This is a genomic window from Verrucomicrobiia bacterium, from assembly GCA_035629175.1.
In the GTDB taxonomy this organism is placed as follows: Bacteria; Verrucomicrobiota; Verrucomicrobiia; order Limisphaerales; family DASXHY01; genus DASXHY01.
Genome location: DASPIL010000014.1, coordinates 1 through 15,945, shown reverse-complemented (window position 1 = coordinate 15,945; position 15,945 = coordinate 1). Strand labels below are relative to the sequence as shown.

The window sequence follows — 15,945 nt, the reverse complement described above, 5'->3', positions numbered from 1 at the left end:
CCTTCTCTTCCGAGCGTAGCCGGAGGAGAAGGCCGGGAAGAGGAGGTTCTAAACTTCTGCCACCCGGCGCTTTTTTCGTGTGGTTCGTGTGATTCGTGGTTCTCTGAAGCCTTTCAATCTGGATGCAGAGGGGAAAACGGGTTTACGCGAATTCCGCTAATTGCGCGAATTGAAGGCAAGGTGGAGGAGGGAATTTTAACCACGAATCACACTAATCACACGAAAACAGGGCACTGCCTTTAAGATTCTTCTTCTCTTCCGAGCGCAGCCGGAGGAGAAGGGCGGGAACAGGAGGTTCTAAGCTTCTGCCACCCGGCGCTTTTTTCGTGTGGTTCGTGTGATTCGTGGTTCTCTGAAGCTTTTCGTCTGGATGCAGAGGGGAAAACGGGCACGCGAATTCCGCTAATTGCGCGAATTGAAGGTAAGGCGGGCGGAGGGAATTATTAACCACGAATCACACTAATCACACGAAAACAGGGCGACTGCCTTTAAGATTCTCCTTCTCTTCCGAGCGGAGCCGGAGGAGAAGGCCGGGAAGAGGAGGTTCTAAACTTCTGCCACCCCGCGCTTTTTTCGTGTGGTTCGTGTGATTCGTGGTTCTCTGAAGCATTTCGCTCTGGATGCAGAGGGGGAACCGTCGGAATAGAAGCCGGCAGGAAAACGCCCGGAGGCGCGTTCCTGCCGATTGACAAACCACCATTACTTGCCCGATCGCACTGGAATCCAGCGGCTCGTGCGGGCATCGCGGCCCGTCAGCTGGATACGTGGTTTCACGACATCGCAACGGGGACTGTGTTGCGGACGCCGTTCGAAACCGGCGGGGGGATTTCGCCGGCGGCGGTTTCACGCCGTGTCTTGCGGGATTTGTGAAGCCCCGTCCGTTTTCCGCCGAGCTTCTCGAATTCGGCCGAATCGGCGCCGTAGATCCCCGAAACAGTCGTGCGGAAGCGGCGAGTGAGAGACTTCACCTCAGCTGCGAGTTTTTCCCGCTGGGTGAGCAACTCGCGCAATTCAGATTCCTTGCGCGTACATTCGTCCACGAGCGTGGAGAATGCCGCATGAAGTTTCTTGAATTGCGGGCCGGTGATTTCGTTGAGTTTGATTTCCGGATGCGATTCCCAGAACTCTGCTGCGATCTGGGCATTCACCACGAGCGTAACCAATACTATACTTTTGGTCATAACTATCCTGGTTTGCTGACACTGCCTTTCGAGTCGCAGTGTATCTGTGTTGAGTGAAGGCGGGCGGAAAAGGCGGAAAACTCATTCGTGCATGGCGAGCCGCGTACACACGAAGAGCGTCCCTAATACAAAACCGAACGCTTCACGTTGTGGCGGGGAACCATCGGGGTGATCCCATAACAACCTACAGGGACCCGTCCCATCCGTGAGCTGGAATAGCATCGGTGATACCAACTGCCCGGCGCTGACCGAAAGCGCGCGGAGTTTTCAGATCGGAAAACCTGATGGATTCGCGCGACTCATTCTGGCAGGTTGAAATCATTCCAAAAACGGCAATCGAGTGTGATTTTGGTATTTCGCGGCGGGGACTATAGTAAGACGAGAACGCGCAGAAAACGAGACATCGTGCGGCAAATTCGGAACACTTGAGCGCACATCAGGTCATCGCTGTGCCATTTAGACCATGCTGACGCGATTTATGGTAATCAACTCGCGTTTTTAAGCCGTCGCGAGCGCGTTTTAGGGATTTCGGAACGTTTTCAAGTCTTGCCGGTGCCATGTAAGGCGATGTTTTCTGAAACCTGATCATGCATGCTGGGAAATAAGGCCTGGCGGATCGCGTTTGAGCTTTCCGAACACGATTTCAGAGCCATCGTTTCGGTTTTCAGACTACGCGCTTGCGTTCTTGGACCATGACTCAGGAATTTTGACCTTGGTTTTCGTTTGTATGGCCTGAACTCCGTCGAGCATGACCAGCAAACCCGAAACCTGGACCATTTGGGCGGAAGTTTGACCTTAAATCCGGAGTTTCGCACCGAAGTTGGCTGCAAGGCAGCGACCGTGTGCTGCGCGGTCTCTCCCGGGGGTTGGAAAGATTTAGGGACGGACCGCTGTGCGTTTCTCTGCTACTGAAGAAACCCTTTCAGCGTGTTGCATAGCGGCTGGATTCCAACGGCGGAGAGGATGATCGCGTTGTGATGCTTGCCGGTCTCCTCCGAGATTCGGACGAATTTTCCGTGGGAGTTCTCCTTGAGCGTGCAGATCAGGAGCTTGCGGTCGATCTGGATCGTTTCCGTTTTGAGGACGCGATCGATGACATGTGAGCCTTGGGCATTGGACTTGGACTTTGAACCTTGTGATGCAGTTTCAGGGGAATTTTCCATGGGAGAGAGAGATGTCTTGTTGTCGTGAAACGAGCGAACCGATTACAACACCAAAAACCGCGCCGACACTGCGAACAGCCTCCTGCGAACCGACGCGTACGACTTCCAACGCGTCGAGTTTTAGCCAACACCCTATTTTCCTGCAAAAGAATTTCCGTTGCAGAACTTGGCTTTCGTAGGGCAAAAGGCGGCATGTGCGAAGGTGCCGCGAAGAAAGCGGACAACCACGAATCACGCGAATCACACGAAATCCGGCCAGGCAAAGATAGCAGCGTGGCAAGGCGCCTTTTTCTTAGCTCACTCGCTTGTTTCGTGGTCGTCATGTTTTTTCGAGTTCGCGTTCTCCAAATCCGAACTTGAACGGCAGCTTCTCATCTATACGCTGTCGCAGAATCAGTTGGCGGGAATGTTGTCCCTTTGCAGCAGGAGCGTTCGTGATTCCTTCCAGCTCAGGATCAACCCGTATGGATCTGTGAATTAAATTATTCGCGGCACCGATTCGCATTCCGATCTTCTGCTCGTGGATCAAGCCCAACTCAAACCGCGCCATCGGGCCGCTGGTGGATCAACTTTTTCACAATTGTGTGAAAGGTTTAAGGAAATGAAACGTATATGACTTCGTTGTTGGCTGTCACTCAAAGTCTATGAACACCCATAATCACATTGCCGCAGGTCTGGGTGCCGCTTCTGTCGCCTGCGTTCTTCTCACTTTACCCGCACAATCCAACCCTCCCGGCCTGACGATTAGAGAGACCGCGCCGAGTGAATTTGAAATTGTCGTCACGAATGCGGTTGCCACGACGAACTACACGCTGTTCTGGACCGACATTCTCGCCGATGTGAATTATCCGTGGATACCGATGTGGGTTGGCGAGATTGGCCAAAGCAATTTCGTCGTGCCGGTTCCGGACCCTGAGAACTACCCGCAGAGTTTTTTCAAGGTTCTGGAAGGCAGTGACAGTGATGGGGACGGCGTTTTTGAACAGGTGGACGCAGATTCCAATGACCCGTCTGTAGGCATTCTTACGATTTCCATTAACGCCCCCGCGCACGGATCAATCTTGGATTGAAGCATCAGGGAAACGCTTTGAACCACTCTCGACGTATGGCTCCTCAAATTATTGGATCAATCCGCTTTGTCTTCGCGCTGGCGGCTGCGATGTTTTGCGCTTCTGAGCTTTCTGCCCAGACAAACGCGGCAAGGACGGGCCGCTTCTACCGTGGAACCGGAACGGATACGAGCCACCAGTCTTTCGTTCTTCCGTTGGATTTTCAAAAAGGCGTGGCCTTGGACAATGTCGGCGGCAATTCAACAAATCTGTTTCCGGGGATATTCTGGGGATTGATGCGTTATCACTATGATGCGGAGAACCCTGCGAGTGCCAACGACCCGTCATTGCGCATCCCCTTCGATGCTCCAATTGTTGCTTTTGGTGGCCGCGTGGGCGGATCGCCCTTGTATTATGACCACGATTATCATTTTGGGACCTACGCGGGCGTGCCTCATTCCTCCTACGACACGAACACTGTCGGCATAAACATTTATCGCGCTGACGATCGGCAATTAGTGGCCGCAATGAGGTTTCCTGTTCCTAGAACACCCACCGATACGAACGCATGGCGGAGTTTTCTGACGAATGGTTTTCAAACGAACATTACCGCTTTCGGTTTAAGCACGACCATCCGGTTCGATGAGAGTTTTGTTCTGTGGGGTTTGAATTATCCTGCCGGGGCTTTTCACATCACCCATCGCGCGACGAAAACGGCCACCAATTATCTGTACGTCGTTGTCGGGCTTGGGTCCAATAGAGGAGCCTGGATGGCCACCGATACGAATGGGTTTGGCGCATGGTCTCGCCTTTATTCGTTGGAATTTCAGGAACGACCACCTTGGCACGCGGTCTATTTGGATCAGCCGCATTTTTCTGGTTCACCCGTTCCATCCGTTTATCGGGGCAAATCCGTTGAGGAACTTTTAACCAACAGTCCGCCGGTGACGAACGTGGTATCGCTGAGTCCCTCCGTCTGCACCAACCTTGATGCCAGCCCCGAGTTGCGGCTCCATCCGCTGCTCAACCAGTTCGTGACTGACATGAGAGGCGATCCGATTGCGCTGGCAAACTTCGTCCAGAACGAAATCAGTCTGTGCGATGCGATTGCATACAAGGATAACGGCGCGGTGTCCGATATATCCATTAACTGTGGCGGGGTTAATCGGGGTGCGCTAGCGACCTTTATGGAGCGCCAGGGTTCCCCGACGGAACAGTGTGCGTTGTTGGTTTACCTGCTGCGAAGGGCTGGAGTTCCCGCAGCCTATATGTTTGGTGCAGACAACGGCGTCAAGATGACCGATGCGCAATTGAGTGCGCTGCTTCGAATGCAGATTCGCGGAGCAATCAATAGCGCTGAGTTCGGAAACCTTCAGCCCTACACCACCAATTCCATCATTCCGGTGAATTATCCATGGGTCGCCGCATACATCGGGACCAATTGGATTCACCTGTTTCCATGGCTGAAAGACACGCAGGTGATGGAGGGATTGTGGCTGTACGACTACATGCCTTCTGGCTACAAGACTTCGTATCAATGGGTGCGCGATTACCTGCGCGGCAGGACAAACATCATGAGTTTGTCTGCGGAGGACGACACACCGGAGAAGCTTTTTCCATTGTTCGTACAGCAGATGCTCGACGCGAATGCACCCGGAATCTCAATGGATGACCTCGGAATGAAGTTCGCGAACCGTCGGCATCTGTTCAGCCGTTGGACCGACTTTCCGCGTCCGTTGGTTGTGACCAACATCTCAGTTGCCATCGAATCGTTAGGATCGTCGTCGATCACAAACGTCAATCCTCGACTGACAAACATCTTCGATTCGGTCAGCGTGAAAGTAACAAGCGCGGCCAATAGTTCAAAGACGCTATCCAGCGGCCCGCTTCGCATGGTGGACTTGCACAACCGCCAGTTCGTTCTACGACATGAGAAAATCACCAGCACGACGCATCGAATGATTCTTTGCTTGGAAGCCTTTCGTACAGATGCGACGGGCATTGGAAATTTTTCCAATGATCCCAACCTGCTGAAGGCTCAATCCCTCACGAATGCGAATCTTACGTCATCAGACGACATCCTGAACGTCGAGATTGTCCACAATCGGCACCGCTCCCTCCCTGTTGGATTTGTGCGTCCAAACCACTCAGTTCCGTATCTAGGCATGAGCGAAAGCATCACGATCACGAATACTCGCACGATCCGAAAGGGAGACCTTTCAGCCATTTGCCTGAACGCGGGCAAAGTGACCCCGCAAATGTTGCGTGTTCATGCTGAAAAGCTTTGGAACATGGAACGGACGTTGAACATAAACCCTTCCGCAACGAACTCGTTGAGTCCTGACATCTATCACGGCGCACTCGCGTATTTGTTCGGCATGGCGTTCAACGAACGGATTTCGAGATTCGACGAAGTAAACCAGCGGCTCCACAAGGTTCAGGTCGGCAGTCAGATTTCGTCTGGATTGGCCGGACTGCGTGCCAAGCGCACCAGCGGCGCTTTGCCCAACGGCGACATCGACCTTGTACAGCCGAGCCTGGACATCTTCTATAAAGAGGTTGTCATTCTCGGAAACACGACCGTCCGGCTGGATTCTGGCGATGACGGAATGGTTCCCAACGATGACTATTTTCACTTGTGGATGGCTAACGGCTCCGCTCAGGAGCATAACGCCATCAATAAATTCTTCCGCCAAACTGACGCCGTCTCGACGGTAAAGTTGCTTCAAATCGCACAGGCCAAATCGGCCACAAACGGCCAGCCGGGAATTCTGCTCTTGGACAAGAACAACTATATCGGCGAAGGAAATAAGAACTATCCAATCGGCGCTTCGACCAAGCTCAAGGATCACATTCCCAGCCTCTGGGCGAAGATCACCAACTCATTCAACTACTACACTGACACGAACTACAACTTCGTTCAGGTTTACATGACACCCGGAGCGGTAACGAATGCCACGAAATCGTTTCGCGGTTTGGCTGCCTTCATTCTTGAACCTGCCGGTGGTGCAGCGGCCATCGGTGAAAAGAACGGCGGCTGGGGCGCAAATCTGGATGACGATTCCTTGGCGCTTGGCAACACGCCGAACATTTCTCTCGGCCTGGATTCAGAAAACAACTTCTCGGTGGATTTGAATCCTCCGAGTGCAAGCGACAAAACCGCAGCGCCGGACAGCTACGCCAATTACAACGCCGGGGAAGTGGCTGATGCTGCCGAAGCAAACCTTTTGACGTTGAGCCAGTATCAGCTTTTGTTTGCATCACAAACGCTCGACGAAATGGGAATGGCATCACTGGGAGCGCCAAACATGGATTTTGGTCAGGCTGTCAGAACAATCGAAGACGATGGTTGGTTTGGCACCGTGATGGACGCAATCACCCAATGGGGAAGTCCCATCGCCGATCCGGTCCACGCCGTCACCGGCGAATTCTACATCAAAGCCGATGACATCGGGCTTCCCGGTTCCATGCCGCTCAAAGTCAGTCGCAATTACTCCAGCCACAATCTCGCCGATAATCAGTTCGGCTATGGATGGAAGCTGAACTACATGCCTTATCTCTGCGTAAACGCGACATCGAACATCATCTATGCAGCCGAACCTGACGGGGCCGTGATCGCGTATGAAAAGACGGCAACGAATGTGAACGTTTTTCTGCCGTCGGCTTCACTCAATCCAGAATTGAACAACAATTCCAATTTGGGAATCGGCTCAGTGGCGAACCGTTTTCAGCAACGGATAGTAAAAGCGACGGCCGGTGCGGATACCTTTTACACCCTGAACACTGCCATGGGCGAGAAGCGCACGTTCAAGGTAATGAGCTTCATCGGTGGTGGCATCAGCCGCACCCGGCCATACCTGACGAAATGGGAGGATTCGCGCGGCAACTTCTTCACCTTCGAGTATGGAACGGACTCAACGAAGCCTGATTTCGGCGAGAACCGCCGTATTCAAAGCAGCAACGGATCGTTCCTCGGGTTCGAATACGACGTGTATGGGCACATTGTAGATAGCTACACTGGAGACGGACGGCGCATCTCCTATGATTACGACCAGCACGGCGATCTCGTGACGGTTACTTTGCCGGATTCCGCAGAAATCCGATACGAGTACGAACACAAGACGATGACCGTGACGAACGGCTCGGTCGTGACAACGAATTTTTATTCAACGCACCTGGTTCTGAAAGAAATCAAACCGGATGGCCGCGTTCTGAAAAATGAGTATGACGCACACCGGCGGGTGACGAATCAATGGGCGACGGTCGGCCCGGACCTGTTGCTCGTGCGGAACGCCACGTTCGTTTACTCGAACAACTTCAACTTCACGAATTCCTTCACCAACACGATTTCCGGGTTCACGGTCGTCAAGGACGTGTTCAACAACACCAACCGCTATGACTACACGAACGGTCTGATAACGAAGATTGCCGACTCTCTTGGTCAGCCTATTGTTCAGGATTGGTACGAGCCGACCGAGACAGCCAAGCCGGGATACCACCCGCGTAGTTTAGAATCACGAACCGACGAGCGGGGTCTCGTAACGACTTTCAGGTATGACGCGAATGGGAACGCGACGAACATCATCGTCACCGGCGATTTGACCGGCTCGGGTGCTGTTGTTTCGGCCACGAACACGACCGTTTACAACGCCCAGAACCTGCCGGTCGAAGTCGTCGATGCAGTTGGGAATAAGGTTCAGACGTTTTATCATTCACAGTATCCACTGTTGCCGGAGTATGTGGTGCGGCTGGCCGGTTCCACGATCATCGCTTCGAACCGTTTCGTTTATGAGAACGTCACGAACACCGCGCTATTGGGTGCAACGCTTCGGACGAACATAGCTTTTGGCCTGCGCAAGCAGCAGATTCGGGCGTTGGGCACCACCGATGCCGCGACAAACGAATGGGTGAATGATGGTCGAGGCTACACGCTGCAATCCATCAGCTACACAGGAACCGGAGATCCCGCCGTTACCAACACTTTCGGATACAACGACCGTGGCGAACTATTTGAAACCATTGATGGCGATGGCCGCGTAACCCGCTTCAACCATGATCCCATGGGACGCCCGCGATATCGCGAGGTTTACGAGAATGCGAATTCATCTCCGCTCTCATGGGAACATTCGTACTACAACGAAAACGGCGAACTCACATGGAGCGACGGACCGCGTTTCGATCCCGAAGATTATGTTTGGCGGGATTACGACGGAGCCGGGCGGCTCATCACTGAAGTCCGCTGGCGCTCGGAAGCCAATGACGACGGAACCGGCGTTCGCGCGGCTACCGATCTCTACGCACAGAGCTTCAGGGAGTATGACGCTTTCGGCAATCTCACCCGGACGCGGGATTCATCCGGCGCGATCACCACAAATACTTGGGATGCGCTTGGCAGATTGACCCGCCGGGTGTTCCACGACGCGGACGGTTCAACAATTCTCAGCAGCGAAGGATTTGCTTATGAACCGGGCGGGCAAATCCGTTTCCATACGAACGCCTTGGGTGGCGTATCGGAAACCCAGTACACTTCGCAGGGCAAACCGAGATTTCGCCGTAATGCAAATGGTTCCACGAACGCATGGCGTTACTACGTGGATGGCCGCATCCATCGCGAAATCCAAGGCAACGGTGCGTATGTGGAAACCGTTTACGATGATGCGGCCCGCAAGACTTCCAAGGTCTTTTACTCCGCTGGAAACGTCGCACTTTCCACAAATGTGGTAATCGCGGATCGGCGCGGCAACGCGATTCAAACAATCGACGCTGCCACGAACGTTTTCTACACCACCTTTGACGGGTTGGACCGGATCAAGACGAGCGTTGGTCCGAGGATTGAAAGTCTTTCGCTGGAAGGCATGGACCCGGCGGGCACGAACTACGTGACGAATGTAGTTCAGCAAATTTCAAGTTACGTGTATGGCGCCAGCAGCAAGACGCTGATCGTTAGCAATGCTCTTGGTGAAAAAACCGTATCGGTCAACGACGCCCTTAGCCGCCCGGTGAGCGTTGAAATCTTTAGTTCCAACGGTATAGCGCCCGTTCGTGTCACGCGCACAGCGTACGCCCGAAATCATCACGGAACCACTGTCACCAATGGGACGGGCAGCAGTGCAATAGTGAACACCGCGTTCACGGACAATGATGGGCGAACCGTTCTCGCTTTGGGTTATCCCGCTTCCAACGCCCGAGAATTCACGCGCACAGATTACGACCTTGGCGGTAATCCGGTCTCTGTTGCCCGATACGCCGCCACGAACAATGCCTTGGCCTTGTTCTCGGTTGTCAGCAGTCAGTTCGACGGGCTGCACCGCGTTACCAGCCGGACGGAAGCGGACGGCTCTGTCACCGAGTTCGGTTATGACGCCGCAGGAAACGTCATCAGCCGCGCGATGCCGCGCAATCTCACTTGGTCCGGCAGCTACAACAGCGCCGGACAGATTGAGAGTGAACAGTTGAGCGATGGAACCGCAATCTCTCGGCAGAAGACCTACAGCTATTATCCGTCGGGCGATGCTTGGGCCGGATTGCTGAAGACAGCAGCCGAAGGCAATGGCGTCGTTCGTACCAACGCCTATGACGATTGGCTGCGCGTGGCGAGTGTAACGACGAGCGGCCCGCTTGCAGAACAGAAGATGAGTTGCGCATGGCTGTATGACGCTCGCGGATTGCTCACGGAAGTTTCCCAATTCTACACCGTGCCCGGCACCGGCGCGGCAGTGACCATCGAGCACGCCTTTGATCCTTACAGTCAAATGATCCTGCAACAGGTTTACGTCAACGGCGGTGCGCTCATTCCGGTTTGGCAGGCGTGGAATTCTGCCGCACGGCGCAACCAAGCTGACGGAATGAATTTCAAGTATCGTGCCGACGGTTTGATGAGCGGCGTGAACAATTCCACGTTCGGCTATGGTGACAATGGCCTGATGATTGGCCGCACCAACGGGACGCGCGCGGTCACAGTGGATCAGCGCGACGGAATGGGCCGTCCCTTGCAGCGCACGACCCGTGCGAGCTTGCTTACGGCGCTTACGGAAACATGGTCTTGGACCGGCGATGGAATGCCGGCCAACTATGTTGCCGCCCGAAGTGACTTCACCGACACACGCCGCTTTGGATACGAAGCCACAACGCGACGGCTCCTTTCCGAGACATTCAATCTCGGAAACGGCTCGGCTGTCACGAACAGCTACACATTCGACAACACAGAAGCAAACGGCCTCGGCGTTCTCACGCGAACCGCTTCCACTGGCGCGGCTTCGAATACCTGGTCCGCTGCTCGTGACGGTTTCTCGCGAATTGCCACCGCGACCAACTCCGCAATTCATCGCACGGCTGACGGTTTCGTAAATGGCGCCTCCAGGCTGCGCGGCTTCGTGAACGGCCAGCCGGTGGACGTTCGCTATGATCCTCGCTCAAGCAGTGTTTGGCAGGCGGACATGGCGCTTAAGCCTGGCATGAGCAATTCGCTCATCGTATATGCGGATCATCCGAGCGGCGCATTCACCACGAATCGCTCAACCGTCTTCACGGTTTCAGCGGGTGCCACTGACCGGGAGGAAAACCAATATGACGGTTCCGGCAACGTGACGAATCGCATCTGGCGCAAAACCGACGGAACGATTCTCAAAACTCAAAGCCTGGTTTGGGATGGTTTTGGGCGGCTGGCGAAAATCACCGAACGCGACGCGAACGGGAACGGATTCAACTTCGTTTCCACCTTCGACGGCTTGGGCCGACAAATCCAAACGACCGAAACCATGGTGACGAATTATTGGGCGCTTCCGGCAAGCCCCGCGCCGCTTAGCGTCACCTACCATTATGACCCGCACGTCGAATTTCAAATCATCGGGATTCGAGCCAGCCAAGGCGCATTCAGCCGTCAGGAATGGCTCGCCTACGGTCCAGACATGAGCGGCAGCTACGGCGGTGCTCATGGTATTGGCGGGCTGGAAACGATCACCTCCCCGCCTTTCAGCATCTTTGTTCCCATTGTGAACGATGCCTTCGGCAACGTGCTGGGTGCCGTGACAAACGGAATCATGCGCTGGAATCCTTCCCGTGCGAACCTTTACGCGCCGGTGGAAGGTTACGCGCCGCCGAGGATTCAATTGAACGTCCCGCTGTTTGAAAGTCTGGCTTGGCGCACGCGCCCAATGAATGTCGCCAATCTGATTCAGCTTGGCGTCCGTCCTTACGATCCAATCGGCAAAGCATTCCTTGCAGCAGACCCGCTCGGCCATGAATCGGACAAAGCGCTGTTTACGGCCTTCCGGCAAAACCCCGCATACTACTTCGATGCCGACGGACGTTTCGGAAAAGGTGTGGGCAGTGCCGGGCTGGATATGGCGTATGGCATCTCTGGGTTGATAAACAATTCAGCGGGGGCGCTGGCGTATGCGCTCAGTTCTTCGTTCGCACCCGAATGGGCTTACAACACGTTCGGAGAGCAGACCGCCAATTTTGGAAATACCATGGCCGGAATTTGGAATCTGGCGAACGATGCCAGTGGGGCCGCGTTGTATGCAGTTACCAGCCCATTTGAACCCGATTGGGCTTATCAGAACTTCGGTTCTTCGATGGGAAACCTTGAACAGCTCGGGACTGGAATGTCAGGTGGGGAGGGCAATTCGGGTTCCTATCGCGCGGGATACACGGCAGGAACACTGGGAAGTTTTCTTCTGGGAGGCGAGTTCGGGCAGGCTGGACGGTTTGGACGAGGAAGTGCGCTGGCCTTCGCCGAAACAACAGCCGCGAAATCGGGTAAGACAGTGGGGTTAACAACATACGATATGACGTTTGCCCCTACCGGAAACCGGCTGCTAGATTCAGTTGGGATTGAGAATGCTACCATCTCAAATCTGCGGATTTGGATTGATCCTGGCCTAACCGGAGCGGATCGTCTCAACACCATTGCACACGAGGGATTTCACGCGGCTATCGCTGAAAGATACCCAAATTTCGCGGCGTCCTCAGGAAGGCTACCAGTCATTGGCGCTTTTCCGCTCTACGCCGAGGAAGTTGCTGCTTACGCCTATGGTTCCTTCACGGCAGGCCAGTATGGACAGACTTTGCTTGCGCCGATCTCCGCGTTTGGTTCGATGTCTTTCGGTCAGACGGCTACCGTGCTGGGTACCGGTTCTACCGTTGGCGGGCTTTGGTACTATGGTAATCACTGAAAGTGCATGAATTTCATTTTGATTCTTTTGATAATTGCTGGCTTGGGCATGGTTCTCCTGATCGTCACCAAGCTTTTCCAATCCAGCAGACGGCGCAGACTGTTAATGCGCGTAGGAAAAATATCAACATGGAACGAAATTCAGATTTATCCGCATCGTATTGCAAAAATGGTTCATGCGAATTTCGGATACGGAAAAGAACTTTGGGCCATTGTCGGCAATACAAACGATGTTGACTTGGAATTACGCTCGTTTAAGGCCGGTCTCTTAATCTTTCCAAGGCCGCATACTTCCGATGTAAAGAAATTCTGCGAAATGCACCAAATCGTCATGGCAGATACTATGGTCAAACGCTCGTGCCGATGAGTGTCAAATACCTAACCGCGGCGATTCTGTTTTCTGTTGGAGGGATGATGCTTCCGAGTCTGTCTCGTGGTCGTGAAACCAGAACGTGGTCTAGTTTTCTGTCAAGAAAGCCACTCCCACTGCTCTGTTACGGCTTGGCGGTTGGTTTCGCTGCTTGTGCCTTGGTTGCCTTCTTGCGAGCGAAATGAAATCCCGTTTTCTATCAGTCGTGGCTGGCACAGGATGTTCCGCGAAAGCAAAATTTCCATTGTGAGCCGCCAAAACGATGCATGACATGAAAAATCATATTATTAAAACAGCAGTAATCATTTCCTTCTGTTGCTGGTTTCCGCTGCGCGGCTATGCTGCCGACCTTCGTGCGATGGCGAACGTGATTCCCAAGTTGCAGCCGTTTATAGAAAGATTCACCGAGAACACGCCCGACTTCTCCGGCGTTCTCCAATTGCGGGAATTTGACTCCAATGGCGCGCCTCGGATGCAAATGGCAATGGGAATTGCAGTGAAGAAGGGATGTATGCGCTTTGATGTTCTCTTAGATTCGATGGTGCAAATACCGGAAGAACATCGCCAAGCCATGAAGCGCATTGGGGTCGGACGAATCATCGTGCTTGCGGCAGAGCAGAAATCATACGTGATGTTTCCAGATTTAGCTGCCTATGAAGAATCTTTAATCGACCCATCTGTTTACGCACAGGAACAGTTGAAAACAGCGAGAGTGTCGATTCAGAAGCAAACGGTGTTGACGAATGAAGTTATAGATGGGCACACGTGCTTAAAGACGTTAGTTGAAGTTACGGAACCAAATCGCCCTGCGGAACAGGCAATCATCTCTTACGCAAGCGACCTTCAGGACTTTCCGCTCCAAATTCTTTGCCGCACCCGAAACAGTATTCGTTTAATGCACTTTCGAAAGGTTCAACTTGGCACGCCACATCCGTTCCTTTTTGCGCCACCGACAAATTACGTTCGTATCCCAGACGGCACGGACCTCGATCAATTTGCTAAGGAACGGTCGCAGGTAAACGCAGTTCGAAATCAAAATCGGAATCAGAATGGTGTCCCAAAATGAAGGCATTTCTGGCGTTTTTGTTGGCGTCGGTTTCAGCAGAAGCTCAATTGGTGGTTGAAGTCTCTAAAACACTGGTCGCGGGCCAAAAGGCAATCGTGCCGCTAGTTTTGAAAAACAATTTTGCCGAAACAGTGGAGTCTGCCCGCGCCGCTGTTTTCCTGACCGATGTGGAAGGTAAAGTCGTCGCCCAAGGCACGCGCTGGGTAATCAACGGCAGCGAGGGGACACGCGGCCTAAAATCCGGTTCAACGAACACATTCAATTTTGTCGTGAACGCTCAGAAGCCATTCGCCTCAACGAACATTTCGGCGAAGATTGTGTTCAGTCGGGTCGTTCTGAAAGGCGGCAAAGTCGCTGATCCCGCGAAGGACGTTCAAATTGTCAGTGAATGAACTTTGTTCAGGCGCAGAGTGGGAACCCGAAAAGCCACCGATGGAATTGATGGTCGAGGCTTTGAAGACGGCTCGCGACCGCCGCGTCACTGAAACCTTCTCCAACGCAGTGAATCAGTTGAGCTCGTGATCCATCTTCGTTGGCGACTCCCACGATTTAGAGTCCGCGACGCCAGCGTGAGAATGTTAGTTCGCGGGCAAAGTCACCCACCAATTCGCGGGTGAAAATCACCCACCCTTTGAGGCGAGAAGTTGCTCTGAGTGTTCCTGATTTGGGAACACGACGGGGCAATGAATCAACTCAAAGTGAATCAGCAGGAAACGATTGTTGCCCTGCATCGACAGGGCTGGTCTAAACGCAGGATTGCGCGCGAACTGCGCGTGGACCGCGTAACTGTGCGCCGCTATCTAGCGGCGGAGCAGGAAGCAAAATCACCCAACAACCCGCGAACCGGATCTGCCGTTGATCTGGTGGCCGGCGCTGGAGCGTTGGAGTTGGCCAATTTCGGGCCGGAAAGCCTGTGCGAGCCGTGGAAGGAAGGATTGAAGCGGCACTGGCTTCGGGCTTGTCGATTCGGCGCATCTACCAGGATCTGGCATCAGATGTGAGTTTGGCGGGACCTATGATTCGGTATGGCGATTCACCCGCCGTCTGGGCAAGACGATGGAGTTGCCGTTTCGACGCATGGAGGTTGAGCCGGGAGCTGAAGCGCAGGTGGATTTCGGGCAGGGCGCCTTTGTCGTTGAGGATGGCAAGCGTCGTCGCCCGCACCTCTTCTGGGTGGTGCTGAGTCATTCGCGCAAGGGCTACAGTGAAGTGGTTTGGCGTCAGACCACGGAGAACTTCATCCGGTGCTTGGATAACGCGTTTCGCTCGTTTGGCGGCGTCACACGCCGGGTGTTTATCGATTGTTCCGCGGAACATAATCGATATTTTGTTCCCGGCCCAAATATGTGCCCTGACCGTCTGAAGCACCTGATGACCGGGAACCGAATCCGGCAGCACGGCACATAATTCTTTTATCGTGCACGGATTCCGTAGGCGCCTGGGCCCGGGTAAAACGGGTTTACGCGAATTCCGCTAATTGCCGAATTGAAGGCAAGGTGGAGGAGGGAATTTTAACCACGAATCACACTAATCACACGAAAACAGGGCACTGCCTTTAAGATTCTTCTTCTCTTCCGAGCGCAGCCGGAGGAGAAGGCCGGGAAGAGGAGGTTCTAAACTTCTGCCACCCGGCGCTTTTTTCGTGTGGTTCGTGTGATTCGTGGTTCTCTGAAGCTTTTCGTCCGGATGCAGAGGGGAAAACGGGTTTACGCGAATCCCGCTAATTGCGCGAATTGAAGGCAAGGTGGGCGGAGGGAATTATTAACCACGAATCACACTAATCACACGAAAACAGGGCGACTGCCTTTAAGATTCTCCTTCTCTTCCGAGCGTAGCCGGAGGAGAAGGCCGGGAAGAGGAGGTTCTAAACTTCTGCCACCCGGCGCTTTTTTCGTGTGGTTCGTGTGATTCGTGGTTCTCTGAAGCCTTTCAATCTGGATG

The 15,945-nt window shown here is 53.7% G+C and carries 10 protein-coding genes; 8 read left to right on the top strand and 2 right to left on the bottom strand.

All coding sequences use genetic code 11. From position 1 onward, the window contains the following. Positions 1-770 precede the first annotated feature (770 nt). Complete coding sequence (locus VEH04_01720) at positions 771-1,181, bottom strand: hypothetical protein (GenBank protein HYG21469.1); 411 nt, start codon at positions 1,179-1,181, stop codon at positions 771-773. Between the two features lie 905 nt (positions 1,182-2,086). Beyond that, complete coding sequence (locus tag VEH04_01715) at positions 2,087-2,344, bottom strand: hypothetical protein (GenBank protein HYG21468.1); 258 nt, start codon at positions 2,342-2,344, stop codon at positions 2,087-2,089. A gap of 644 nt (positions 2,345-2,988) precedes the next feature. Here VEH04_01715 and VEH04_01710 point away from each other — a divergent pair. The 8 genes from VEH04_01710 (at position 2,989) to VEH04_01675 (ending at position 15,411) form a co-directional block, all read left to right on the top strand. Further along, positions 2,989-3,414 carry a hypothetical protein gene (locus tag VEH04_01710; protein ID HYG21467.1) on the top strand — a complete coding sequence of 142 codons (426 nt, stop codon included), beginning with the start codon at positions 2,989-2,991 and terminating at the stop codon, positions 3,412-3,414. A gap of 35 nt (positions 3,415-3,449) precedes the next feature. Next, complete coding sequence (locus VEH04_01705; GenBank protein HYG21466.1) at positions 3,450-12,569, top strand: DUF6531 domain-containing protein; 9,120 nt, start codon at positions 3,450-3,452, stop codon at positions 12,567-12,569. Positions 12,570-12,575: 6 nt separating this feature from the next. Further along, positions 12,576-12,935, top strand: coding sequence for a hypothetical protein (locus VEH04_01700; GenBank protein ID HYG21465.1), 360 nt, complete (start codon positions 12,576-12,578; stop codon positions 12,933-12,935). Between the two features lie 274 nt (positions 12,936-13,209). After that, complete coding sequence (locus VEH04_01695; protein HYG21464.1) at positions 13,210-14,004, top strand: hypothetical protein; 795 nt, start codon at positions 13,210-13,212, stop codon at positions 14,002-14,004. After that, on the top strand, positions 14,001-14,396 hold the full coding sequence (locus VEH04_01690; GenBank protein ID HYG21463.1) for a hypothetical protein: 396 nt from the start codon (positions 14,001-14,003) through the stop codon (positions 14,394-14,396). The genes VEH04_01695 and VEH04_01690 overlap by 4 nt, the downstream gene beginning before the upstream one ends. Next, on the top strand, positions 14,389-14,526 hold the full coding sequence (locus tag VEH04_01685; GenBank protein HYG21462.1) for a hypothetical protein: 138 nt from the start codon (positions 14,389-14,391) through the stop codon (positions 14,524-14,526). The genes VEH04_01690 and VEH04_01685 overlap by 8 nt, the downstream gene beginning before the upstream one ends. A 161-nt stretch (positions 14,527-14,687) precedes the next feature. After that, positions 14,688-15,005, top strand: coding sequence for a helix-turn-helix domain-containing protein (locus tag VEH04_01680; protein ID HYG21461.1), 318 nt, complete (start codon positions 14,688-14,690; stop codon positions 15,003-15,005). Positions 15,006-15,081: 76 nt separating this feature from the next. Beyond that, positions 15,082-15,411 (top strand): hypothetical protein, encoded by a 330-nt coding sequence (locus VEH04_01675; protein HYG21460.1) that lies wholly within the window; start codon positions 15,082-15,084, stop codon positions 15,409-15,411. Positions 15,412-15,945 lie beyond the last annotated feature (534 nt).